The sequence below is a fragment of the Bradyrhizobium sp. NBAIM14 genome (genome assembly GCF_020193895.1).
GTDB lineage: Bacteria > Pseudomonadota > Alphaproteobacteria > Rhizobiales > Xanthobacteraceae > Bradyrhizobium > Bradyrhizobium yuanmingense.
On the sequence record NZ_JADYVQ010000003.1, the window covers coordinates 231044 to 253628 of the forward strand.

General features: G+C 64.5%; 25 protein-coding genes. 10 read left to right on the top strand and 15 right to left on the bottom strand.

Going from position 1 to position 22585, the window contains the following annotated elements; genetic code table 11:
• Positions 1-12: 12 nt before the first annotated feature.
• Positions 13-258 (bottom strand): zinc-finger domain-containing protein, encoded by a 246-nt coding sequence (locus tag I6F28_RS10005; protein WP_008562814.1) that lies wholly within the window; start codon positions 256-258, stop codon positions 13-15.
• Between the two features lie 307 nt (positions 259-565).
• On the opposite strand from I6F28_RS10005, the gene I6F28_RS10010 reads away from it, so the two are divergent.
• On the top strand, positions 566-1702 hold the full coding sequence (locus I6F28_RS10010; protein ID WP_225139814.1) for a hypothetical protein: 1137 nt from the start codon (positions 566-568) through the stop codon (positions 1700-1702).
• Positions 1703-1819: 117 nt separating this feature from the next.
• A complete protein-coding gene (locus I6F28_RS10015) occupies positions 1820-2575 on the top strand; it encodes an alpha/beta fold hydrolase (RefSeq protein ID WP_036015305.1) in 756 nt (251 codons plus the stop codon).
• Positions 2576-2591: 16 nt separating this feature from the next.
• On the opposite strand, the gene I6F28_RS10020 is transcribed toward I6F28_RS10015, so the two are convergent.
• Both I6F28_RS10020 and I6F28_RS10025 read right to left on the bottom strand, forming a co-directional pair.
• On the bottom strand, positions 2592-3146 hold the full coding sequence (locus I6F28_RS10020; RefSeq protein WP_141697681.1) for a protein-tyrosine phosphatase family protein: 555 nt from the start codon (positions 3144-3146) through the stop codon (positions 2592-2594).
• Between the two features lie 67 nt (positions 3147-3213).
• Positions 3214-4149, bottom strand: a complete 936-nt coding sequence (locus tag I6F28_RS10025) for a LysR family transcriptional regulator (protein ID WP_225139951.1) — start codon at positions 4147-4149, stop codon at positions 3214-3216.
• Between the two features lie 107 nt (positions 4150-4256).
• On the opposite strand from I6F28_RS10025, the gene I6F28_RS10030 reads away from it, so the two are divergent.
• Positions 4257-4670 carry a hypothetical protein gene (locus tag I6F28_RS10030; protein WP_225139815.1) on the top strand — a complete coding sequence of 138 codons (414 nt, stop codon included), beginning with the start codon at positions 4257-4259 and terminating at the stop codon, positions 4668-4670.
• Between the two features lie 55 nt (positions 4671-4725).
• Here the strand turns inward: I6F28_RS10030 and I6F28_RS10035 are convergent, their stop codons facing one another.
• From I6F28_RS10035 to I6F28_RS10045, 3 genes are all read right to left on the bottom strand, one after another.
• Positions 4726-4953: a hypothetical protein gene (locus tag I6F28_RS10035; RefSeq protein ID WP_146207712.1), complete on the bottom strand. Its 228-nt coding sequence runs from the start codon at positions 4951-4953 to the stop codon at positions 4726-4728.
• Positions 4954-5101: 148 nt separating this feature from the next.
• Positions 5102-5257: a hypothetical protein gene (locus I6F28_RS10040; protein ID WP_156447197.1), complete on the bottom strand. Its 156-nt coding sequence runs from the start codon at positions 5255-5257 to the stop codon at positions 5102-5104.
• Between the two features lie 9 nt (positions 5258-5266).
• Complete coding sequence (locus I6F28_RS10045; RefSeq protein ID WP_225139816.1) at positions 5267-6721, bottom strand: hypothetical protein; 1455 nt, start codon at positions 6719-6721, stop codon at positions 5267-5269.
• Positions 6722-6995: 274 nt separating this feature from the next.
• Here I6F28_RS10045 and cysE point away from each other — a divergent pair, with 274 nt between their 5' ends.
• Positions 6996-7820, top strand: a complete 825-nt coding sequence (gene cysE / locus I6F28_RS10050; RefSeq protein WP_036015299.1) for a serine O-acetyltransferase — start codon at positions 6996-6998, stop codon at positions 7818-7820.
• Positions 7821-7952: 132 nt separating this feature from the next.
• On the top strand, positions 7953-8171 hold the full coding sequence (locus I6F28_RS10055) for a DUF3126 family protein (RefSeq protein ID WP_007602550.1): 219 nt from the start codon (positions 7953-7955) through the stop codon (positions 8169-8171).
• 314 nt (positions 8172-8485) lie between these two features.
• Here the strand turns inward: I6F28_RS10055 and I6F28_RS10060 are convergent, their stop codons facing one another.
• Entirely contained in the window at positions 8486-10300 is a 1815-nt protein-coding gene (locus I6F28_RS10060; protein WP_225139817.1) for a caspase family protein, read from the bottom strand.
• 266 nt (positions 10301-10566) lie between these two features.
• The gene (locus tag I6F28_RS10065) at positions 10567-11274 is read right to left on the bottom strand and encodes a hypothetical protein (protein WP_225139818.1); all 708 of its coding nucleotides are present in this window, start codon (positions 11272-11274) and stop codon (positions 10567-10569) included.
• A 222-nt stretch (positions 11275-11496) separates the two neighbouring features.
• On the opposite strand from I6F28_RS10065, the gene I6F28_RS10070 reads away from it, so the two are divergent.
• The 4 genes from I6F28_RS10070 to I6F28_RS10085 all read left to right on the top strand — a co-directional run bounded on the left by I6F28_RS10070 (position 11497) and on the right by I6F28_RS10085 (position 14785).
• Complete coding sequence (locus tag I6F28_RS10070) at positions 11497-11826, top strand: DUF6949 family protein (RefSeq protein WP_036015295.1); 330 nt, start codon at positions 11497-11499, stop codon at positions 11824-11826.
• Positions 11827-11911: 85 nt separating this feature from the next.
• Positions 11912-12442, top strand: coding sequence for a gamma carbonic anhydrase family protein (locus I6F28_RS10075; RefSeq protein ID WP_036044000.1), 531 nt, complete (start codon positions 11912-11914; stop codon positions 12440-12442).
• 132 nt (positions 12443-12574) lie between these two features.
• On the top strand, positions 12575-14269 hold the full coding sequence (locus I6F28_RS10080) for a PAS-domain containing protein (protein ID WP_225139819.1): 1695 nt from the start codon (positions 12575-12577) through the stop codon (positions 14267-14269).
• A 141-nt stretch (positions 14270-14410) separates the two neighbouring features.
• Complete coding sequence (locus I6F28_RS10085; protein ID WP_225139820.1) at positions 14411-14785, top strand: hypothetical protein; 375 nt, start codon at positions 14411-14413, stop codon at positions 14783-14785.
• A 180-nt stretch (positions 14786-14965) separates the two neighbouring features.
• Here I6F28_RS10085 and I6F28_RS10090 read toward each other — a convergent pair whose 3' ends face one another.
• The 6 genes from I6F28_RS10090 to I6F28_RS10115 form a co-directional block, all read right to left on the bottom strand.
• Positions 14966-15457: a hypothetical protein gene (locus I6F28_RS10090; protein ID WP_057029563.1), complete on the bottom strand. Its 492-nt coding sequence runs from the start codon at positions 15455-15457 to the stop codon at positions 14966-14968.
• A gap of 180 nt (positions 15458-15637) precedes the next feature.
• On the bottom strand, positions 15638-16369 hold the full coding sequence (locus I6F28_RS10095; protein ID WP_225139821.1) for an aspartate/glutamate racemase family protein: 732 nt from the start codon (positions 16367-16369) through the stop codon (positions 15638-15640).
• 21 nt (positions 16370-16390) lie between these two features.
• Positions 16391-17269 carry an ABC transporter permease gene (locus tag I6F28_RS10100; protein ID WP_025037151.1) on the bottom strand — a complete coding sequence of 293 codons (879 nt, stop codon included), beginning with the start codon at positions 17267-17269 and terminating at the stop codon, positions 16391-16393.
• A gap of 3 nt (positions 17270-17272) precedes the next feature.
• Entirely contained in the window at positions 17273-18226 is a 954-nt protein-coding gene (locus I6F28_RS10105) for an ABC transporter permease (protein WP_036015279.1), read from the bottom strand.
• 5 nt (positions 18227-18231) lie between these two features.
• Positions 18232-19521 carry an ABC transporter substrate-binding protein gene (locus I6F28_RS10110; protein ID WP_036044006.1) on the bottom strand — a complete coding sequence of 430 codons (1290 nt, stop codon included), beginning with the start codon at positions 19519-19521 and terminating at the stop codon, positions 18232-18234.
• Between the two features lie 42 nt (positions 19522-19563).
• Entirely contained in the window at positions 19564-20550 is a 987-nt protein-coding gene (locus I6F28_RS10115; protein WP_036015276.1) for an ABC transporter ATP-binding protein, read from the bottom strand.
• A gap of 256 nt (positions 20551-20806) precedes the next feature.
• Between I6F28_RS10115 and I6F28_RS10120 the strand changes: the two genes are divergently transcribed.
• Positions 20807-21514 carry a GntR family transcriptional regulator gene (locus tag I6F28_RS10120; protein WP_225124835.1) on the top strand — a complete coding sequence of 236 codons (708 nt, stop codon included), beginning with the start codon at positions 20807-20809 and terminating at the stop codon, positions 21512-21514.
• A gap of 40 nt (positions 21515-21554) precedes the next feature.
• Here the strand turns inward: I6F28_RS10120 and I6F28_RS10125 are convergent, their stop codons facing one another.
• Positions 21555-22532, bottom strand: a complete 978-nt coding sequence (locus I6F28_RS10125; protein ID WP_036029677.1) for a Bug family tripartite tricarboxylate transporter substrate binding protein — start codon at positions 22530-22532, stop codon at positions 21555-21557.
• Between the last annotated feature and the right edge of the window lie 53 nt (positions 22533-22585).

Genomic DNA, 22585 nt, shown 5'->3' on the forward strand with positions numbered 1-22585 from the left:
CGATGGACGCGGTCAGGCCACCTTGTCCTTCAGCACACATTCCGGCGGGCGGGCTTCGCCGGGCTTCAGGTCGGCCGCGAAGCGGTACAGCGTCGAGCAATAGGGGCAGATGATCTCGTTGTCGTTGCCGAGGTCGAGGAAGACGTGCGGATGGTCGAACGGAGGATTGGCGCCCACGCACATGAACTCTTGCGAGCCGATCTCGATGACGGGGACACCGGCATCGTTATGGAAGTGCGGGACGACATGGTCGGACATCGAAGTTCATCCTGGAGTGGCAATGGCGGCAGATACAATCACGAACTTACGCGGCATCTTTGAGGCGCTGCGGACCATACTGGCGGGTACAGGTGATTGCTAGTCCAGCGGAACCGAAAAGCTTCGCAAGCGCCCCATGCTCATTTGCTCATGCAAATTCGACACAATCTTGCGCCCCTAGAGAAGCCCTTCTTTCGTCGGGGACGTTGTGTCGCAATTTTGGCATACTATCTCTGTGGTTGCGTGAAACCGGGACGAAAGACGTAGTGTTCCGCGCAAGCGATCTCAGGGCATCCGGGCTTTCCACATGAAGTGGCTGCGAATCAGTACGGCGTTGGCGGGAATGGCCGTGTGCGGCTTCGTGCTCGCGCAGGTGGCGCCGCATGCCCGCGAGGCCGGCGCGATCCTGGCTGCCCAGGACGATCCGGTCGCGCTCTCCGAGCGGAAGCTCGATGCACTGCTCCGGCACAACGACCGCCTGGTTCAGGACAATATCGAGGCCGCGCTCGCGGCCGGCGATGCCGATCTCGCCGACAGTTTCGTCACGCTGGCGCGCGAGCGCAACATCGCGCTTCCCGACGACCTCTTGAGCCGCGTCGCTGATGCCGTGAAAGCGGAGAATTCCACCGCGCATTTCGCCAAGCGCTTCGCCACGGGTCTCGTCACCGGCAACGCGGACGATGTCGCCAGCTTGTCCGGGACCGTGGCCGGCGATCTCTTCGTGTTCGGCGACATCAGAGACGTGGTGCGCGAAGGCAAGCACCTCGCCATGGGCGAGGACACCGACCGCCTCGTGCTCTCCCTTGCGGCGGCCGGCCTTGCGGTGACGGCGGCAACCTACATCTCCGTCGGCGGTGCCGCGCCGGTGCGCGCAGGACTGACGCTGGTGAAGGATGCGCGCAAGCTCGGACGGCTCGGCGAGGGGCTCGCCGCATGGGCCGGCCGGTCCGCGCGCGAGGTCGTCGACGCGCCGATGCTGCGGAACGCGGTGGCATCGGGCTCGGTGCTGCGCCCAGGCCAGACCGTGAGCGCGATCAAGGCCGCGTTCCGGGCCGAGAAGGCCGGTGCGCTGGTCCGGCTCGGCAAGGACGTCACGCGCGTCGCCGGAAAGACCGGCACGCGCGGGGCCATGGATACGCTCCGCATCGCCGAGGGCCCCAAGGACGTCGCGCGCGCCGTGCGGCTTGCGGAAGCGCAAGGCGGCAAGACGCGCGCGATCATCAAGCTGCTCGGCCGCGGCGCGCTGCTGCTCGTCGGTGGCGCGTTCGATCTGGCGATGTGGCTGTTTGGCGCGGTCGTGACGCTGTTCGGCCTGCTCTCCTCCATCAAGGCGACGACCGAGCGCCTGACCCAGGCCTGGTGCGATCGCAGGCGGGCGCGGCGGCTGCGCCGCGCGCAGATGGCGGCCGACGCTGCTTTGGCCAACGCGGCCGCGACGGCCTGAGGCGCGATCCGCTTCGGGCTATTGTTTGAGCATGATGTTGCCGGAAAACCGCTGCACACTTTGCCGGATCGTGCTCTAAGATCGAGCTGTCCCCCACAAGATCCCACGGAACTGCTGATGCCGAGCTTTCACAACGGCGCCGTTGAAATTGCCTATCTCGACGAAGGCGAGGGCGATCCGATCATCCTGGTGCACGGCTTTGCCTCCAGCAAGAACGTGAACTGGGTCTATCCGACCTGGGTGTCGGAGCTGCGCAAGAACGGACGCCGCGTCATCGCGCTCGACAATCGCGGCCATGGCGAGAGCGCAAAGCTCTACGAACCCGCGCAATATTCTATACCCGTAATGGCCGGCGACGTGCTCGCACTGATGGATCACCTCGCCATCCCGCAGGCCGACATCATGGGCTATTCGATGGGCGGGCGGATGACGGCCTGGCTCTCCCTCAACGAGCCGCAGCGCCTGCGCTCGGCGATCCTCGGCGGCATCGGCATCGGCGGCCTGATCGAGGGCAGCGGTCCCGGCGAGAACGTCGCCAAGGCGCTGGAGGCGCCCGCGCTGGACGACGTCACCGATCCCGTCGGCCGCACGTTTCGCGCGTTCGCCGACCAGACCCGCTCCGACCGCCGTGCACTCGCCGCGTGCCTGCGCGGCACGCGCGATCTCATGACGAGGCAAGAGGCCGCGCGCATCGAGGTGCCGGTGCTGATCGCGGTCGGCAGCGCCGACGATGTCGCAGGAAGCGCCAGCGCGCTCGGCGCGATCATACCGGGTTCCGAAGTGCTCGATATTCCCAATCGCGACCACATGCGTGCAGTCGGCGACAAGGTTTACAAGACCGGCGTGCTCGACTTCCTGTCACGCCGCGGCTGAGGCGACATTGCATGGCCTATCGGGTACGTGGCGCATCGCCGCGCTCCGCCTGGCCAAAGGTCATCACCCAATCGCGCTGCTCATCCGTGTCCGGCACGATCAAGCCCCGCGAAGCTCCAATCAGCTCAAGAGCTTCCTTCGCTTGGATTCCGGAACAGATCAGTGCGCAAGCTGCAATTACCGAAGATCGGCCGATCCCCGCGCGACAATGGATCGCCATAGAACGACCATCTCGCAAGCCGCTGGCTAATAAGCGAGCGATCTGCGATGCCTCCGGTCGCGATTCTGGCAATCCCCGATCCGGAATCGGAAAAGAGATGAAGTCGATTCCGTTAGAACGACAAACCTCGTCTTCACGCTGTAACCCAAGCTCTGAAACCTCCTCGCGCTCGAGAAGGCTCACTACCAGATCGACTCGGGCGTCCTTCCACTCAATGACTTCCATCTCCAACCACTCGTCGGCGCGAGGACGCGCCATAATCGCTATTCGTCCAGCCGCTTGAATCTCGATCCAATGTAATCGGGACATCTCAAACCCTTGGTTGATGCAAGACGGGATCGCATAATCCACACCTCACCGGCAGCCGCCGCCTGGAGCTCATTTTCCTGGCGACCGAATGTCGGTGACGACTGCTGCTTCACACCACCTTGTCGCTGAACGCGGTGGGAAGCGTGTTGAGGAACGACATGACGCGCTGTGTGCGCAGGGGCGGGCGGCGGCCCGAGGTGCGCAGCATCCAAAGGGGTTCCCCAGGCGCGCGCCAGGGCGCCAGCACTTCGACCAGCCGGCCGGCGCGAAGGTCTTCGCCAACCAGCCACGCCGGCCCCCAGCCGACACCGAACCCATTCACGATCAAAGCGAGCGAAGCATGCGCGTCGTCGCAAATATGCTTGGGCTTGGGGGTGATGCGAATGGGTCCTTTGCCGCGCGGGTCGGCGAAGCGCCAGGTCAGGATCTGACCGCTCGCGGGATTGCGGAAGCCGACGTGCTCGTGCGCGGAAAGCTCAAAGGGAGTGGCCGGCGCGCCGCGCGCTTTCAGATAGGCAGGCGAGGCGCAAGCGATCCAGGAGAAGGTGCAAAGCCGCCGTGCCTGATGACCGGGCGCGCGATCGAGCGGCCCTGTGCGGATCGCGATGTCGACGCCTTCCGCCGCGAGATCGAGAATCTCGTTGCGGAATTTGACCTCGATCTCGATTTCCGGCCGTTCCCGCAGGAACGCGGGCAGTCGCGGCAGGATGCAGGCGCGCGCGAACGAGGCGGGGGCGGTCACGCGCACCCGTCCGCCATCGTCGCGCGCGACTTCGCCGAGCGCGGATTGGACACGGGCGAGGCTTTCGGCCAACGCGCGTCCCGCCGACATCAGCCGGTCGCCCTCTGCGGTCAGCGCCAACGAATGGGTGGAGCGATGCAAAAGTCGCAATCCGTGAGCCTGTTCGAAGCGGGCGACCGCCTTGGACATCGCCGATGTGGTCGTCCCCGCCCGCCGCGCGGCTTCGGCGAAGGAGCCTGCCTCGACGACGCGGACGAAGGCGAGGAGGCGCGAAAGGTCGGGAGGCAAAGTCGTTGTGGACATGAAGTCCACATAGCCATGGCCAAACGGTCACTACAAGACCCATTCGAGAACGGCTAATCGGGGAGTATCAGCACGCATTCTGCGGCGCTGGAAACGCGGGACGTCCGATGAACCCTATCGAAATTACGCTGCAAGCCCTCGACGCCGCCGAGCGGGCGATTCCATCCGGGCAGCCGGTTTATATGCTCAATGTGCTGCGCTACCGCGCGCAGGCGCGTTACGAGGACGGCTTTGACGCCGCGCCCTGCTCGGGCCGTGAAGCCTTTCATGAGCGCTACAGGCCGGCATTCCGGCGCCTTGCGGCCGGCAAGCCGATCGCGCCGATGTTTTCCGGGCCGATCCTCGCGAGCCTCGTCGGCTCGCCAAGCGAACGCTGGGACGAAGCGGCGCTCAATGAGTACGGTGACTTTGCCACCTTCCGCTCGATCGTCGACACCGAGACTTACAGGCGCGAAGTGGCGCCCCACCGGCACGCGGCGCTTGAGGATTTCCGGCTGTTCGCGCTCGCCAAGGCGATGTGAAACTATGGCGACAGTGCCAGGCGCCGTCGCTCAACGGCGTCACCGATCTCGGGCCCTATTGTTTCGGTGCTCTGATTTCCCGGACGGTGATTTCGGCCAGAGCGACAGCGTCAGTCACGCCGCGCATGTGAATGTCGATCATCCTCTTGGCGAGAAGATCACAGATCGGATCGCTTCGATCCACCAGGTCGAGCTTGCGCAAGGCATGGTTGAAGGCGAGTTCAAGAACATGTTCCTGTTCGCGGGTGAGATCGACATTCGCAATCAGCCGTAGAATCGGCATGACGCTGCTCCCTGTTGGAGTAGGGCGGGAGCACAACCGGTCTCTCTGTCACCGATTGAAGCCACGGACCGGGCCGTGATGGAACACACTGTTCCTCAACGGCTTGGCAGTCAATGCCGTCAGAGTGCCAAGCAAGCGATATTGCAACTTAATCAGCAGGGCTGCGCTTTTGAGCTTCGAGGTAGTCGGCGCGCAAACGGTATTCTTCGGCGATCTCTAGCAGCGCAGCCTTGGTGCGCCCGTCAGCCGACAGTGCTGCTTGCTCGCGGGCGGCATGTTCGAGGCGGCGGAATTCTCGGTCCATGCGAACAGCCTACCTGACCGAGACGGCTGCCGCATTAAACTGTGCAAATGTGTACACATCGTCCACTCCCTCAGGAGATTGGGAGCGATGAGGCTTCACCCCGATCTCATCCTGCTTGCCGTCCTCGCCCAGCCGCCGCCCCACGGCCATCAGCACCACGAACGTCGCGACCCACACCATGCGCGCGCCGTAGCGGTCGTGGGGCCCTGAGATCACGCCGCAGATGAAGGCGTTGCCGAGCAGCGCCAGCGTCACCGTCCCAGCCAGCAGCGTCAGATCGTCCAGCCGGCGCCTTGCCAGCGCATGGCCGAGCAGCGCGAGCAGCGCCAGCATCGAGGCCAGCGCGACCGGGACATGCAGCCAGTTCACGACATCGAAATTGACACCCCAGTTCTGCTGCCGCGCCGCGCGCATCGGCGCGGCCTGTGCGGGGATGTAGCGCTCGATGATGCCGCGGGTGTGCGGGATCCAGCCGTTGGTGCCTTCGCCGGTCGCCACGTGCAGCAATTGCTGTCCCATCGCGCGAAGCGCCGCGCCGGCCTGCCAGGCTGGATAATCCTTCAGCGACTGCACGACGATGGTGCCCATCTCCTCATTCATGCCTGCGAAACGGCCGAGCGTGTTGAACACGCTCTTGCCCCACAGGAATTCGTCGGCGCTCGCCGGCAGCTGGTTGCGGTAGGGACAAAGCTTGTAACGTTCGCGCGGGCAACGGTCGTTGAGATATTGCGCGACGATGCCGTCCTGCATCATGCGGCCGAAGGCGACGCCGTAGCCGCCGGGCGTCCAGGCCAGCTTGCCAGACAGCGCATAATTCGCCGACACCAGCATCAAGCCGCCCGCGACGATGGTGAGGCTCGCCTGCAGTAGTCCGGCCAGCGGCAGGCGCGCGCCCAGAAACGGCCGCGCCATCCAGCCCGCGGCGCACAGTCCGAGCAGCACGCCGAGCGTGGCGCTGTGGGTCGCCGCGGCAAAGGCGGTGAAGACAAACAGCGAGATCTTCTCGATCGCCGAGGTGCGGTTTGCGCCGACCACCAGGAGGAACAGCGACAGCACCGCGAGCCCGGCAAAGATGTCGGTGAGCAGCATGCTCGCAAGCCAGGGCAGCGCGGTCGACAGCATCAGGGAGAGGCTGATTGCGACGAAGCGGAAGGTCTGCATCAAACTCAACACGCGAAGAGTGAGCTGCAGCAGCCATAGCGTCGCCAGCGACTGGGCGGCGAGGTTGATCCAGAAGCCGAAACCCTCGCCATAGTGCAAATAGAGGCCGAACACCGTGGAGCGGCTGGGGACGAGATAGCCCTCGTACCAGCGCGCGAGATAGCCGCCGGTATCCCATTGCAACAGCGGATAGCCGTTCCAGACCGCCGGCGCGATCATCAGGAGGGGCAGGGCCATTGCGGCCAGCCGCAGCCAAAAAGAGCCCGCGGCGCGCGCGCGCAGTTGATCGGTGGTGATGGTCAAATCGGCTCTGCCCCCGCTCGGATCATGCCCGCAATAACGGTTGGAGGCGAATTCACCAATAGTTTGACGCCGCCCGGCTTGAATTTGGCGAAACTCTGACCACCTTGAGCCGACCTTGCCGCTCGGGGCGTCAGAAGAAAGTCTTGTTTATCAATGGTTTGGCTTGATCTCCGAGGCAGGGCACTGTTCACTCTCAGGCAAGCCCGTCAGGACTTTGTCGCCTAGACTGTGCTATAGAGCCAACAAAATCAGCCAATTCGAAAGAGCAGATCCCATGGCAGTGCATCAGGTCAATCCGGGAGGAAAGCTCGCATCGCTCGATCCGATCTGGGACCGGATCCGCAGCGAAGCGGAGGACATCGTCCGCCGCGAGCCGGAGCTTGCGACCTTCATCTATTCGGCGGTGCTGCATCACGGCCGGCTGGAGGATTCGGTGGTCCACCGCGTCGCCGACCGGCTCGATCATTCCGCGCTGTCGGGCGACCTCGTGCGCCAGGCCTATATCGAGGCGCTGCGCGACGACCCCGATCTCGGCAACGCCTTCCGCGCCGACCTCGTTGCCGTTTACGACCGCGATCCCGCGACCTCGCGCTTCATCGATCCCTTGCTCTACTTCAAGGGCTTTCATGCCATCCAGACCCATCGCCTCGCGCACTGGCTCTATCTGAGGGGCCGCAAGGATTTCGCCTATTACCTTCAGAGCCGATCCTCGGCGGTGTTCCAGACCGACATCAATCCCGCCGCGCGCATCGGCCGCGGCATCTTCCTCGACCACGCCACCGGCTTCGTCTGCGGCGAGACGGCTGTGATCGAGGACGACGTCTCGATCCTGCACGGCGTCACGCTCGGCGGTACCGGCAAGGAGAACGAGGATCGTCACCCCAAGATCCGCCACGGTGTGCTGATCGGCGCCGGCGCAAAAATTCTCGGCAATATCGAGATCGGCCATTGCGCGCGCATCGCCGCCGGTTCGGTCGTCGTCAAGCCGGTGCCGCACAACGTCACGGTTGCGGGCGTGCCGGCCAAGATCGTCGGCGAGGCCGGCTGCGCCGAGCCGTCGCGCACCATGGACCAGATGATCAACGCGATGGGGCTCTGAGCGGGCTCTTGATGCTGCGAAGGGCCGGGTTTTTCCGGCCCTTTTCGTCCCTAAATTCTTTGACAATTCGTGCTGGCGGTTCGCCGCATCTCGTCCTAAAACCCGCCGACCATTTTCGATCGGAGACTTGCCGTGGACGTCAAAGAAGTCAGAAAGTTAGATGCGTATCTGAAGCGCGTATTCGGCAATCCCAAGATCCGCGTCGTGCCGCGGCCGAAGAAGGACGATTCCGCCGAGGTCTATATCGGCGAGGAATTCATCGGCGTGCTCTTCGTCGACGACGAGGACGACGATCGCTCGTTCCAATTCCAGATGGCGATCCTCGAGGACGACCTGGTCGATCAGGAGTAGTTGGTCGCGAGCGAAGCGGAGTCTTCGCTCGCGCGCGGCGTTCTCCGTGTCCCGGACGCACTGCAACGCTCCATAAGCGCGTTCACGCGAGTCTTCGACACGCTGTGGCGTTGCAGTGCAGAGCCGGGACCCAGATAGCCACGCAGCGCATCTCGGACATGGGCCCTGGCTCAGCAGCGCACCGTCGAAGAGACGCTGCGCTGCGTCCGGGGCACGCAGCGAAGATCGCGGTGCAATTTCTCCACGCCGTCATTGCGAGCCCAGCACAGCGGCGCCAGCATTGCTTGGGCAACACCCTGACGGCCTTTACGTGCTCAATTGCAGACCTCGACGTTGCTTGAATTCTTTTGTTCAAGCCGACAGCCGGGGCGAACAGGGCGGCAACCACCAATTCCCACGCCGCAAACTATCTGACCACTTGTCTGAGGCTTCGCAGGCCTGGATTCAACTTGCTTCCGTTCGGCGTCTCGGTTCGTGGCATCCTCGCGGGTCGCGACCGGCTTCTTGTCCTGCACCTTCTCGCACTCATTGTCGTCGTTGACGCGATAGCCGGCGCGGCAGGTGATCTTGACGCAAGTATCGCCGTCCGCCTTGAAGCCGCGATTGCAGACCAGCGGACAGACACGGCCTGGCTTGGACTTGATCATGTCGAGCGCCTCGAAGCTTGCGAGCTTGGGGTCGAGCTTCGTTCCCGCATGTTGGTTGAACAGCGTCAGTGAGCGCTGTGATGACGCATTCCAGTCGCCATCGGCGGCTGCGGCCAGACAACCGACGCGACGGAGCTCGGACTGCACCAGCTTTGCCGTCTCTTGCGGAGAAAGAGAGGGCGGCGACTGAGCTGGGGTAACCGCCGCGACCTTCTGCTCGCTCTGCGCCTTGTCATTTGCCTGTCTTGCAGCGACTTCAGCAGCTGCCTTGTCGTTTACGATCTTTTCGGCCAGCGCCTTCTCGGCAGCCTGCTTGTCGGCCAGTGCCTTGGCGGCTGCTTCTGCATCTTTCCTGCGCTGCTCGGCGGCCGCCGCCTTGGCCTCTTCGATCCGTTTGGCCTTCTCCGCGGCGATCCGAGCATCTTCGGCAGCCTTGGCCGCTGCTGCGGCTTTCTCCTGCTCGGCCTTCTTGGCCCGTTCGGCGGCAAGCTTTGCCTTCTCCTCCTCGGCCGCCCGCGCCTTCTCGGCCGCTGCAGCGCGGGCGTCTTCGGCAGAAATCCGGTTGAGTTGAGCCTTGGCGAGATCGGTATAGAAGCCGCTGGGATAACGATTGAGGAATGCAGTCCAAACGTCGCGCGTGCCGAGCTGGAGCGCCAGTTCGTAGTCGCGCCGGATGTCGCTGTCCGGGTTCGCCTGCGGTCCGGTCGCGACCGGCTTGGCCGGAACCAGGGCCACGTCGTCGCCGCCGAGCGAGCCGTACACAAATGGCTCCTGCTTGTAGCCGGTATTCTTGAGCACGTCGTCGCGCACGAAGCCGAACGCCTTGCGCAGATCGAGCCCGGGCGTCGGCAGACGTTCGACGAGAGCCGCCGCGAACGGGCTATTCTTGGAGTCGCCGTCGGACGCCGTCGAGCCCGCTTTCGCCGCGAACGCGATCATCGTATTCGGGCTGGTTGGCTCGACCTTGGCGAGGCCGCGGCCGATGGCACGCGAGGCGATGGTACGCTTCATCGTCTTGGCAAACGGGTTGTCGCGACATGCATCGAGGATGATCAGGCGCAGCTGCTTTGCAGGTTCGACCGCGAACAGCGCGCGGTCCAGCGCGATCGTTTCGTCCAGCACGTCGCTGTCGGTCTCCAGCGTCGCGTCTGTCGGGATCAGATAGTTGACGCCGTCCAGTTCAATGCCATGACCGGCGTAATAAACCACCGCGACCCCAGCATCCCGCGCCTTGCCGCCGAAGTCACGCAGCGCCCGGCGCATCTCCGAACCGTTGAGGTCGAGCTTGATGTCGACGGTATCGAACCCGGCCTTCCTGAACATGCCGCCGACCAGGGTGGCATCGTTCGCGGGGTTCGCCAGCCGCGCCACGTTCTTGTAGGCCGAGTTGCCCATCACTAGCGCGACGCGCTTCTCGGCCAGCGCCGGTCCGGCTCCCACGCAGATCGCAAATATCAACAAAACAAACAGCCGAAGCCGCATTCCAGCCCCCGAATGCAATAGCGTCAGATTATTCGCAGCATGGCCAATCGCAATCTGTGCTCAGTGATATCAGTCACACATCCATGCGCCATCCGGGCAACCCCGTGCCACGCATCACGGCCATCATGCCCTGTTTTGGCCCGATGGGTCAATCGTTATTCGAAAAAAACGAAAAGACTCGATGCTGCCAACGCTTGGCTACTGTGCATGGGGTTGTTTTCGATTTTTTGGTTTGGAGGCTCCAGCCGACAGTAAGCCGACCGCCCTTAGCCCCGCGGCCCGCGCAGCTGCGCGGTCAGCCTCTCCATCGCCTCCGCCACTTCGCGCCACTGCGACAGCCAGCTGCGTGGAAAGCGGAAGGTGAGGTCGGCGCCGCCGACGCGGCGCTCGGAGAGGCACATGCCGGGGGTGGCGGCATCGCGCGTGCAGCGCGCGGTGAGCGCGGGGCTCGCAGCCGAATAGAGGTCCTCGCTGCCGTAGGGCGTGTCGGTGCGGAACATGCGCATCGTCAGGCCGTCCGCTGGGCTTGCCGCGGCCGGGTCGAGATAGCGCGGATAGATCGTGGCCGTGCGCTGCTCGGGCGAGAGCGCATCGTGATGGGCGGCGATCGACAGGAAGATGCGGTCGATCGACTGCAGCGCCGCTTCCGCCGTGTCGGAGGTGACGTGCTTGGGCGCGCCGGGCGGCTCCAGCGAGGGATAGAGGAAATCGAGATCGATGCGCTCCTGCGGCCCCGAGTGCCGCTGGATCTTCATCCGGATCGCGGTCACCGGCAGGTTGAACAACGTGCCGCCGACGCTCACCGGCAGCTTGTCCGGCGCGTTCGCGCCCCGGCTGCCCCAGGTCGGCCACAGCAGGTAGGCGACGAGCGCGACAGCTGCGACCGCCGCCGCGCCGCCGAGCACGATCGGCACGACATGCGCCCGGGTGCGCGTGCGGGGGGACCTGAGGGGAGCTGCCGAGAACAATGTCATGAATTGTGCGAGGTCGACCGGAGGTCGGCCGATGGCCGACGAATCAGCGGCGAATATGCCATGCGACGGCGCTTTCGCGCAGCGTTCCCGGCCGCTTGGATCGGGACGGCTCCTGCACGGGACGGCCGGCCGCGTTAACCTTTCCTTAAGGATAATGTAGCGTTAACGGGCTCTGTTTGTCACAGGAAGGCACGCGCGTTGTGTAAGGGCGGAGCACTTCCGATGACACCTGAAGCTCTCAACACCTTCTTCTCGATCGGCATCGGTTTCGCGCTCGCGGGCGCGCTCGTGAACGGATACCAGGCGCTGGCGCAGCGGCCCGCCGGCTTCGGCCTGCTGCAGGACGGCGTGGCCCCGAAAACCTTCGCGGCAGTTCCCTTCCTGGTGTTCGCCGCGCCCTTCATCATCATGCGCAATACGCTGCGCGGCGTGCGGGTGGAAAGCCGCCGCATGGAATTCGTGATGATGGCGACCGTCATCGCTGCCTTTTGGAGCATGATGAGCGGCACCTTCTTCCTGATGACGCTGCGCGCCGCCGGCCTTCTGGTCTGATCCGAAGTGCCTCGAGCGCGGCCGGCCCTTTGCGTCGCGGCTGCTGTTTGGCTATGCCAGTCGTCAACGCGACAGGAGACAGCCAATGGCCATCTACGAGCTCGACGGGCAGGCGCCCGACCTTCCCGCCGACGGCAATTATTTCATCGCCGAGACCGCGACCGTGATCGGCCGGGTGCGCTTGAAGCCGGGCGCGAGCGTCTGGTTCGGCGCGGTGCTGCGCGGCGACAATGAGTGGATCGAGGTCGGCGAGGGCGCCAATGTGCAGGACGGCTCGACCTGCCACACCGATCTCGGCTTTCCGCTTGTCATCGGCAGGAACTGCACGGTCGGCCACAACGTCATCCTGCACGGCTGCACCATCGAGGAGGGCGCGCTGATCGGCATGGGCTCGATCGTGATGAACGGGGCAAAGATCGGCCGCAACAGCATCGTCGGCGCGGGCTCCGTCATCACCGAGGGCAAGGAGTTCCCCGAGCGCTCGCTGATCATCGGCTCGCCCGCGCGCGTGATCCGCACCCTCGACGACGCTCAGGTGCAGAAGATGGGGAGCGCGGCCCGGTTCTATGTGGCCAACGGTCCGCGCTTCAAGCAGGGCTTGAAGCGGATCGGCTGACCTGCGCCCGGACGCGGTTCTGTCCAGCCGCGCGAACGGATCCATACCGTAAAAATACAGGCTGCCGCTTTAATCCTCTGCTAGCGCGATCACGCTTACCGTCGAGCGTTTTCAACGAGGAGGAGCGGCGCCATGGGTGCTGCGGCGCTGGAATCCGGTCTCGGGGCCGGTACCAAATTTTTGAAGAAATTGGTCCGATTCGTGCGCGGCGCCGACACGCTGACGGTCGCGGAGAAGGTCTACAGCATCGCCGCCTTCCTGGCGATCGTCACCACTTTCCTGCTGGTGATGTCGGTCCAGTCAGTGCGCCTGCAGACGACGTATCGCCACCTGCATGCCACCTCCGCCGACGCGGCGGTCGGCGTCGGGCGCATCAACGCCCTGATCTACGCCGTCGTGATGGAATCGCGCGGCATCTACATGTCCGCCGATCGTGCCGCGATGAAGCAGTTCGCGGACGGGCTGGTGCGGCGCAACCGCGAGCTCGCCGAGGCCGTGAAGAGCATGGAGCGCACGGTGGGCGACGACGACGCCGAGCTGTTCTCTTCCTTCCGCCAGCGCATCCAGCAATTCATCGACTTCCGCAAGGAGCTGGTGCGGCGCGGTGTCGAGATCAGCCCCGCCGCGGCCCGCGAGTGGGGCGACAACGACGCCAACCGCACCCTGCGCAGCAAGCTCAACAGCGATCTCGAAGCGCTCGAGCGCATCTACGAACAGCGCGCCAGCGAGGCGGACGAGCTCGCCGACAGCCACCGCTACGCAGCCGCCTATCTGTTCGCGCTGGGGCTCGCGGCGCTGATGCTCGCGGCGTTGAACGTCGTCGTCATGCGGAACTCGGTGGTCGGCGCGCTCGCCGATATCACGCAGGCGACCGACCGGATCGCGCAGGGCGACGTCAAGAGCGAGGTGCCGCATCTGCGCCGTCACGACGAGATCGGGCGCCTTGCACGCGCGGTACAGAATTTCCGTGACGCGGTGGCGCGCATCTTCGAGCTCGAGGAGCTCGAGCTCGGCACTGCGCAGGCGCGCGACGCGGCGATGACCGAGCGCGACAAGTTCAACGACAAGTACCAGGCCAAGAAGTGGCAGCTTTCGGCGGCGATCAACAACATGCCGCAGGGGCTGATCATGCTCGACGGCAAGGCCAATGTGGTCGCGATGAACGCCAATTACCGCAGGATCTACAATCTGCCTGAGACGATCCAGACCGGGTCGAGTCTCGAGGAGATCCTCCAGCACAGGGTCGAGAGCGGATTGTTCAGCGGCGACGTCACGAAATACGTCGCGGCGGTGCTCGACCGCATCGCCAAACGCCAGCCGACGTCGTACGAGATCGCGCTGAACGACGGCCGCATCATCAAGATCTACGAGCGCCCGATGGACGGCGGCGGCTGGGTGTCGGTGCAGGAGGACGTCACGGAACAGCGCCACCGCGAACGCATTCTCGAACGGATGGAGCGCTTTCTCGCCACTATCATCGAGAACGTGGCCGAGGGCATCATCGCCAAGGACGCGCGCAATCTGCGCTACGTCTTCGTCAACAAGGCCGCCGAGAAGATGATCGGCATGTCGCGCGGCGAGATCATCGGCAAGACGGCGCGGGAATTGTTCTCCGTGGAGGCTGCCGAATTGATCGAGCGGCGCGACCAGCAGTTGCTCGCACAGCGGCAGCAGCTCGAGCCGATCATCGATACCATCGATAATCCCGTCCGCGGGCGCCGCGTCATCTGCGCCCGCCGCATCCAGGTGGGGGGCGCCGGTGAGGAGTCCCACATGTTCGTGACCATGGTCGAGGATCGGACCGAACGGCCGGCAGCGGCGGCATAGCGGCCGGCGGCAGCTCGCATCTGCCGCGGGCTGCCGATGCTCGCGCGGAAGTGAGACAGTGTGGCTGTCACGAATGACCGACTGACGGTAGCTTGGTCCTGCTTTGAAGCGTGGAGCAACCTCCACGCGGAGGATCGAGTGATGTTACGCAGGATGATGATGACGGCGCTGGCCGTGGCGGCGGTCGGGCTGTCGGCGCCACAAAAGGCCGAGGCGGGCGGCGGTTTCGGACGTGGTGGAGGCTTTCACGGCGGTGGCTTCCATGGTGGCGGCTTCCATGGCTGGGGGCACCGTCATTGGCATGGCGGCGGCTTCTGGCCAGGGATCGGGATCGGGGCGGGTCTCGCCGGCGCCGGCTACTACGGCGGTTATTACGGCTACGGCTACCCCTATTACGGCGGCCCCACCTATTATGGCGTCGGCTACAACGACGGTTATGGCGGCTGCTACGTCGTGCGCAAGCGCGTCATGACCCCGTCGGGATGGCGCTACCGCCAAGTCGACGTCTGCGAGTGAGGCGAAATAGCTGTTAAAAAACAAGGTCGTTGACGCAGTATACCGTCAACGACCTTGCCAGCCCCGGATATTGAAATCGGCTCACGCCATCCGGTAACGGCGAGCATCGCGCGGAATCATACCGGCGAATGTGATCCAGTTCACAAGTGGCGAAAATAAAGTTCCCGCACCGTGACCGGCTCAGCCGCCCGAGCGCTTGCGGGCGCTGGCGTGGACGCGCCGCGCTGGTTTCCTGCGGGTAACCGATGGAGTCTCGACCTCGGTCGCCCGTGCACTGGCAAAGGACTGCCGCAAGCCGTCGATGGATTCGTTCAAGGCCGTAACCTGCTCCGACAGGCGCTTGGTGTCGGCCTGTTGCGCCGCCAGCAGCCGCTTCATCGTCTGAAGCTGGTCCTGCACCACCTGGAGCTGGTCGATCGATTCCTGCTGGGTCGCCTCCAGCCCCTTGGTCTTCTCGACCAGCTGCTCGGAGGCCTGGGCGGTGCGGGCCTGAAGCTGCCGCGAGGCCACCACCCGGTCGCTCTCGGGGGCGGCACCGGTATAGGCCCGCCAGATTGCGATCGACGTCACGCCCGCGATCAGCAGCAGGAGGGCTGCAGCAGTCAGCGCGATCGGCTGGGCGCCAAGGCGAAGGAGGGTGTTGGACGGCCTGTCCTGGGCGAGATCGATCATCGCTGACAAAACCCAAATTGAAACTTGGTGAGTGGCGAAGACCGGCAACCCAGAGGGGTCACCGGGGCGTCCCGAAAGCCTTACGTTTCGGCAAGGAATGGGACCAAAAAGAGGCTGAGCGGCAAAAAACCAGTGATCAGCGGCTCTTGCAGCCCGGGAGCGCCGCGCAGGGGGCAGGGATCAAGGCTGAAATTGCGAGAACGGCCCGGAATAGCTCTTTGCGCGCGGTGCCGCATAGGGCCCGAGCCGGGAGGTCTTCAGTCCAAGTCGCACCAGTGATTCCGCCAGCGTCACCGCGGCCGCGACGCCGTCGATCACGGGCAGGCCGTGCGCGGCGGCGAGCTCGCCTGCGAGATCGGCCATGCCGGCGCAGCCGAGCACGATCGCTTCTGCCCGGTCGTCACGGACGGCGGCGGTGATCTCCGCTGAGATCTTGCCGAGCGCATCAATGTTGCGCTCTTCCAGCGCCAGCACGGGGACCTCGGCGGCACGGACGCGGGCACAGCGTTCGGCCAGGCCGTACTTCCGCAGATTGTGCTCGATCGGCACGATGGAGACTCCGAGCGTGGTCACCACGGCAAAGCGCGCCGCGATCAGGCTCGCGAGGTGGAAGCCGGCCTCGCCGATGCCGATCACAGGCGCTTTGGCGGCGGCGCGCGCGGCATCCAGGCCGGTGTCGTCGAAGCAGGCGATGATGTGTGCGTCCGCGCCGTCGCGATCGGCCTCGCGGATGCAGCCGAGCATGCCGGGCACCGCGAAAGCTTCGTCGTAAAACCCCTCGATCGAAACCGGGCCCATCGCCGGCTGACGCGCATCGATCACGGTGCCCGCGAGGGCAACGCTGCGCGCGGCAGCGGCGATCTTCGCCGTCATCGACGCGGTTGTGTTGGGATTGACGACGTGAAGCCGCATCAGAACAGACGAGTCCTTATCTCAGACGAGTCCCTTGCCGGCGTCCGAGCCCTTGGCCGCCTGCCGCTTGTTGAGCACGTGAATGGTGCCGAGCGCAAGCGTGATGACCGTGAACGAGACCGCCGAGATCACGGTGCCGAGCGCGTAGATGTCGGGGTTGGTCACGGTGGTGGTGAGGCCTTGAAGATCCAGCGGCAACGTGTTCACGGCGCCGATCGCCTGGCTGGAGCGTGCGAGCTCGTCCCAGGACAGCGTGAAGCCGAACAGGCCGATGCCGATCACCGAGGGCAGGATGATCGGCAGCACGACATGACGAAAGGTCTGCCACGGTGTCGCGCCGAGATCGCGCGCGGCCTCTTCCAGCCGCGGATCGAAGCGGTTGAAGATCGCGAACATGATGAGCAGCCCGAACGGCAGCGTCCAGGTCAGGTGCGCGCCGAGCCCGGACGTCAGCAGGCCCATCGAGGTCTCGAAATTCTCGTTCCAATGCGCCTTGATCAGGTCGTCGATGATGCGGAACTCGAGCGAGATGCCGAGCGAGGTGATGATCGAGGGCACGATGAGGCTGGCAATCGCCGAGTAGAACAGGATGCTCTGCGCCTTGAACTTGCGCCGGAACGCCATGCCGGCGGCGACCGACAGCACGACGGTGACGATCATCACGACGATGCCGAGCAGCAGCGAGCGGCGGAAGGCGGCACCGAGATCGACGATGCCGGTGCCCTGGAACAATTTTGCGATCCAGAAGGTCGATACGCCGTTCATCGGGAAGGTGAGGCCGCCCTGCGGCCCCTGGAACGACAGCACGTAGATCGCGATCATCGGCCCATAGAGAAACAGCACATAGGCCGCGAAGAAGATCGCGAGCACGTAGAACGAGCGCGGGCGTCCTTCCTTCATGCTCTAGAGCTCCTTCTTGATGTCGACGATGCGCGACATCATGGTGATGATCAGGAAGGTGATTGCGAGGAGGATCACGGCATTGGCCGCGGCGGCGGGGAATTGCAGCGCGTTGACCCGCGTCTCGATGATCTTGCCGGCGGCGGCGATCTGCTGGCCGCCCATCACGCCGATGGTGATGAAGTCGCCCATCACGATGGTGATGACGAAGATCGAGCCGATCACGATGCCGGGCTTGGCCAGCGGAATGATGACGTTGACGAGGGTCTGGAAACCGCTGGCGCCTGCGTCATAAGCGGCCTCGATCAGCGACTTGTCGATGCGCACCATCGAGTTGAAGATCGGCACCACCATGAAGAAGGTGAAGAGGTGCACCAGTGCCAGCACCACGGAGAATTCGGAGAACAGCAGCCATTCCACGGGATGGTTGATCAGGCCCGTCTTCATCAGGCCGGTGTTCACGAGGCCGTTGCGGCCGAGCAGCGGGATCCAGGCGATCATGCGGATCACGTTGGAGGTCCAGAACGGGATCGTGCAGAGCAGCGACAAGCCCATCTGCCAGGTCTTGGACTTGACGTGGAAGGCGAGGAAGTAGGCGACCCAGAAGCCGACGAAGAGGGTGATGGCCCAGACCAGGAAGCAGAGCTTCAGCGTCTTCAGATAGGTCTTGGCGATGGTGCAGAGCTCAGGGAGCTGCGCGATGCAGCCTTCGAACGTGTCGGTGTAGCCGCGGCCGGAGAAAGCCGGCAGCAGCTGGTATTCGTTGTAGTCCCAGAACGAGACGATGACGACGAAGACGAGCGGAATGAGGAAGAACGCGAGAAACACCAGCATCATCGGCCCGGCCTGGAGCCAGGAGATGAAGGACGGCGACAGGCGCGTCGGCTTTGCGGCGCGCGCTGTGCCCGACCCCGGGATCAAGCCCGGGGCTGCCTGTTGCAGGACCTCTTCCGACATGTCCGTTACGCCGCGATGAACTCGTTCCACTTGCGGACCATGTAGTCGTTCTCGTCCATCACGGCGTTCCAGCACGCGACCCCGCCCATGCGATCCTCGTAGGAGCCGCCGTCACGCACCGCGCCGGCCTTTTCCAGCAGCGAGCCGTCGGGCGCCTTGATGTCCTTCTCGGCCGGTTTGCCTTCCATCCAGTAGGCCCATTCGTAGGGCTCCATGTGCGCCTTCGCAGTGGAGAGCACGGCGGAGTAATAGCCCTGGCGGTTGAGATAGGCGCCGGCAAAGCCCGACAGGAACCAGTTCACGAATTCATAGGCCCATTCGAGCTTGGCACCCGAGACGCCCTTCGACACGCAGAAGCCGGAAGCCCAGGACCGGTAGCCTTCCTTCAGCGGCTGGAAGGTGCAGGGGATGCCCATCGAGCGCACCTTGGTAACCGCCGGTGACCACATCGACTGAATCACGGTCTCGCCCGAGGCCATCAGGTTGACGCTCTCGTTGAAGTCCTTCCAGAAGGCGCGGAACTGGCCGGCCTTCTTGGCCTCGGTCATCACCTTCATGGTGAGATCGATCTCTTCCTTGGTCATGTTGCCCTTGTCGGCATATTTGTACTTGCCGGAGGCTTCCACGACCATGGCGGCATCCATGATGCCGATCGAGGGGATGTTGAGGATCGAGGCCTTGCCCTTGAACTCGGGGTTGAGCAGCTCGGCCCAGGTGCTGATCGGGCGCTTGATCAGGTCGGGGCGGATGCCGAGCGTGTCGGCGTTGTAGACGGTCGGGATCAGCGTGACGAATTCGGTCGCCGACGTCGCGAACTTCTTGGAGTCCTTGCCTTCGAGATAGAGCACCTTCCAGGGCGCGGTGCCCTGGCCGCCGATCTTCTTGCCGCCGGGCGTCTCGCCCTTGGTGAAGACGGGCGTGATGTTGCCGAACTCCTTGATCTTCTTGGCGTCGAGCGCAAGGATGTTGCCCGACGGCACCAGCTTCTTCAGCGAGAAATATTCGGTATCAAGCACGTCGAAGGAATTCGGCTGGGTCATCACGCGCTTGGTGACGTCGTCCGTGGTTGCGGTGATGTATTCGATCTTGATACCAGTGTCCTTCAGGCATTGCTTGGCGATGTCGTCGCCCTCGTTCACGGCCGTGCCGAGATAGCGGAGCACCTTCGCATCGGCCGACTTCACGTAAGGAAAGCCGGTGATCGCGCCGGAGCCGGCGGCGAGGCCGGCGAGACCCGCGGTGCCCTTCAATAGCGTGCGGCGGCTGACGCCGGTCTTCCTGGTCGTCTCGGTCATTTCGCTCACTCCTCTGTGTTGCGCATTCCGTGGTGAAGGGTGCTATTGCAGGCGTTGCGCCTTGGCGGGATCCCAGGTCGCCAGCACGCGATCGCCCGGACGGAACGGATGCACGTCGAAGGCGGCCTCGGGAACGTGGGAGAACAGGGCGGTGCCGTCGTCGAGCGTGAGCGAGACGGCGATGTAGGAGCCCTGGTACTCGGTCTGGGTCAGCAGCGCCGGCGCGCCGAAGGCGCCGTCGACGAACGGCACGATGCCGAGCTGATCGGCGCGAACGGCGATGAGATTGCCGGCGTCGCTGAGCACGTTGTGGCCGCCGATGAATCGGGCCACGAATTCGGTGCGGGGACGATGGAAGATGTCGCGCGCCGTGCCCTGCTGCTCGATCCTGCCGTGGTTCATCACCACGATGTGGTCGGCGAGGGCCATCGCCTCTTCCTGGCCGTGGGTAACCTGGATGAAGCTGATGCCGAGCTCGCGCTGCAGCCGCTTCAGCTCGCCGCGCATCTTGACGCGCAGGAACGGATCGAGCGCCGAGAGCGGCTCGTCGAGCAGGAGGATCTGCGGCTCGGTGATCAGCGCGCGCGCGAGCGCTACGCGCTGCTGCTGGCCGCCCGAGAGCTGCGCCGGAAGACGGCCTGCATATTGGCTCATCGCGACCAGCTCGAGCAATTCGCCGGCGCGCTTGTGCCGCGTCGGCTTGTCGATGCCGCGCATCTTCAGGGCGAAGGCGACGTTGTCGAGCACGGAGAGGTGCGGAAATAGCGCGTAGGACTGGAACATCATCGCGGTGCCGCGCTTGGCGGGCTCGAGGTCGGTGACGTTCTGCGCGCCGAGGATGATGTCGCCTTCGCTGACCGCCTCGTGACCTGCGATCATGCGCAGCGTCGAGGTCTTGCCGCAGCCGGAGGGGCCGAGCAGGCAGCAATAGGTGCCGGCCGGGATCTTCAGGTTGACGTTGTCAACGGCCAGCGTGGCGTCGTAGCGCTTGGTGACGGCGACCAGTTCGAGAGCGGCGGGAATGGCCATGGCGTGTCCGAGGAGGGCGTTGCGTCCCGCTCTCTCCGCAAGGTCCGTGCCAACAGCCCGCGACGATGCGAATTTCAAAAACTGTGCAGCGGAGTCAGATCGTTAGATCGATTCCGTCCCAATTTGTCGGGCCGTCACCCGTGCAGCCAGCTGCACACAAAACGGGCGAAGATTGTATAAAGTTTCGCCTGTGATTGGATACAGCTCGTCGACTAACATTGCAGGCCGAACGTTCGTCGATCGAGCCCTCACAATCATGGCCGCCAAGACCCGCCAGAAATCCGATGCGCCAGACGCGAGCGATCGCGTCAGCCGTATCCGGGAGGGTGTGACCGCCGCGATCCTCGAGCATCGCCTGCTGCCGGGCACCAAGCTCGGGGAGGACGAGATCGGCGACATCTACGGCGCGAGCCGGACGCTGGTGCGCTCAGCGCTGCAGCAGCTTGCGCATGAGGGCATCGTCAACATCGAGAAGAATCGCGGCGCTTTCGTTGCGCGCCCGACGCCGGCTGATGCCCGTGAGGTGTTCGAGGCGCGGCGCCTGATCGAGCCCAGCATCGTGGACCGCGCCATTGACGCGATCTCGCCGGCCTGGCTCGATCGCCTGCAGCACCATCTCACGGAAGAACGCGAGGCCGAGTTGCGCGGCGATGCCCGCGCCTCCGTCCGTCTGTCCGGCGAGTTTCATCGTCTCGTCGCCGAGATGAGCGGCCACAGCATCTATCTTGGCTTCCTGAAGGAGCTGATCGCGCGCTCCTCGCTCATCATCCTGCTGTACCGCCGTCACGACACGCCCGCGTGCGGCACCGATCATCACGCCGGGATCGCCGCCGCGATCCGCAAGCGCGACAAGGCGCGCGCCGGCGCCTTGATGCTGTCGCACCTGAACGAGATCGAGGCGGAGCTGTTCCTGAAGGATCCCGCCGCCGACGAATTGCGGCTGGCGGACGTGCTGGGGGCGTGAGAAGCGCGTCGCCAGCGCACGGGATCGGCGGGTCCGGACGCTATTGTGGCTCCAATCCGAGATTCTTGATCGACTCCAGCCAGACCGGCCCTTCTTTTTCGTAGAGGGCGACCGAGGATGCGCGGTCCATTGCCGGCGCATCGACCCCGAAGGCCTCCAGCAGCTTCTGGACACGCTCGGTCTTGCCGCCTTCGACCATCAGCTTGGCGAGCAGCTCGATCCGGTCGGTCGGCGTCGCAGCGGGCGCCACCAGGGTCGTGAAGCTGGTCAGCTGGAAGACCTTGCCGGTGACCCCCTGCTCGGTGAACGTCTTGGTGTCCGGCAGCTTCTTCATGCGAACCAGTGACGGAACAGCGATCGCGCGGCCGACGCCGGTATCAAGGACCGGAAGCGCGGCTTGGTAGCTGCCGGTCGCGGCCTGGATGACGCCGGCCGCCAAGTCCTGCCACATCGGCGCTTCGCCGCGGTAATGCACGATGGAGATGTCGAGGCCGTATTGGCGATTGAGCTCGGCGATCGCGATGTGCGCGAACGAACCGATCCCATACGACCCGGCCGTGACCTTGTTGCGGCGCGCATAGGCGACGAAATCTTCGATGGACTTTGCACCGGTAGCGGAATGGACGACCAGCGGCAGATGACCCGATGGCGTCATCGCGACGATCGTGAAATCCTTGTCCGGATCGTAGGCGAGCGACTTCAGCAGCAGTCGGTTTCCGAGCAGCGTGGACGAGATCGTGTACATCAGCGTATGGCCGTCCGCCGGCGAATCCTTGACCGATTGGGCTGCCAGCGCGCCGCTCGCTCCCGTCTTGTTTTCGACGACGACCGGCTGTCCGAGCTTCTGAGAGATGTAATCGCCATAGGCGCGGGCGAACGCATCGGTGATGCCGCCGGCGGGCGTCGACACGACGATTTTGATTGCTTTGGTCGGCCAGGCTTCGGCCGCAGCCCCATCAGCCGTGGCCAGCACCAGGCCTGCAATCGCAGCGCCCAGCATTGCGACGAATGTCCTCACTTGCCCCTCCCGTTTTGTTGCGTCTTTGGGCGCCCTTTGGCCGCCGGGCAGAG

Bases quoted from the DNA above. Each gene is read 5' to 3' on its own strand.
- I6F28_RS10005 (WP_008562814.1), bottom strand. From the start codon at position 258: ATGTCCGACCATGTCGTCCCGCACTTCCATAACGATGCCGGTGTCCCC.
- I6F28_RS10010 (WP_225139814.1), top strand. From the start codon at position 566: ATGAAGTGGCTGCGAATCAGTACGGCGTTGGCGGGAATGGCCGTGTGC.
- I6F28_RS10015 (WP_036015305.1), top strand. From the start codon at position 1,820: ATGCCGAGCTTTCACAACGGCGCCGTTGAAATTGCCTATCTCGACGAA.
- I6F28_RS10025 (WP_225139951.1), bottom strand. From the start codon at position 4,149: ATGTCCACAACGACTTTGCCTCCCGACCTTTCGCGCCTCCTCGCCTTC.
- I6F28_RS10030 (WP_225139815.1), top strand. From the start codon at position 4,257: ATGAACCCTATCGAAATTACGCTGCAAGCCCTCGACGCCGCCGAGCGG.
- I6F28_RS10035 (WP_146207712.1), bottom strand. From the start codon at position 4,953: ATGCCGATTCTACGGCTGATTGCGAATGTCGATCTCACCCGCGAACAG.
- I6F28_RS10040 (WP_156447197.1), bottom strand. From the start codon at position 5,257: ATGGACCGAGAATTCCGCCGCCTCGAACATGCCGCCCGCGAGCAAGCA.
- cysE (WP_036015299.1), top strand. From the start codon at position 6,996: ATGGCAGTGCATCAGGTCAATCCGGGAGGAAAGCTCGCATCGCTCGAT.
- I6F28_RS10060 (WP_225139817.1), bottom strand. From the start codon at position 10,300: ATGCGGCTTCGGCTGTTTGTTTTGTTGATATTTGCGATCTGCGTGGGA.
- I6F28_RS10065 (WP_225139818.1), bottom strand. From the start codon at position 11,274: ATGACATTGTTCTCGGCAGCTCCCCTCAGGTCCCCCCGCACGCGCACC.
- I6F28_RS10070 (WP_036015295.1), top strand. From the start codon at position 11,497: ATGACACCTGAAGCTCTCAACACCTTCTTCTCGATCGGCATCGGTTTC.
- I6F28_RS10075 (WP_036044000.1), top strand. From the start codon at position 11,912: ATGGCCATCTACGAGCTCGACGGGCAGGCGCCCGACCTTCCCGCCGAC.
- I6F28_RS10080 (WP_225139819.1), top strand. From the start codon at position 12,575: ATGGGTGCTGCGGCGCTGGAATCCGGTCTCGGGGCCGGTACCAAATTT.
- I6F28_RS10085 (WP_225139820.1), top strand. From the start codon at position 14,411: ATGTTACGCAGGATGATGATGACGGCGCTGGCCGTGGCGGCGGTCGGG.
- I6F28_RS10090 (WP_057029563.1), bottom strand. From the start codon at position 15,457: ATGATCGATCTCGCCCAGGACAGGCCGTCCAACACCCTCCTTCGCCTT.
- I6F28_RS10095 (WP_225139821.1), bottom strand. From the start codon at position 16,369: ATGCGGCTTCACGTCGTCAATCCCAACACAACCGCGTCGATGACGGCG.
- I6F28_RS10100 (WP_025037151.1), bottom strand. From the start codon at position 17,269: ATGAAGGAAGGACGCCCGCGCTCGTTCTACGTGCTCGCGATCTTCTTC.
- I6F28_RS10105 (WP_036015279.1), bottom strand. From the start codon at position 18,226: ATGTCGGAAGAGGTCCTGCAACAGGCAGCCCCGGGCTTGATCCCGGGG.
- I6F28_RS10110 (WP_036044006.1), bottom strand. From the start codon at position 19,521: ATGACCGAGACGACCAGGAAGACCGGCGTCAGCCGCCGCACGCTATTG.
- I6F28_RS10115 (WP_036015276.1), bottom strand. From the start codon at position 20,550: ATGGCCATTCCCGCCGCTCTCGAACTGGTCGCCGTCACCAAGCGCTAC.
- I6F28_RS10120 (WP_225124835.1), top strand. From the start codon at position 20,807: ATGGCCGCCAAGACCCGCCAGAAATCCGATGCGCCAGACGCGAGCGAT.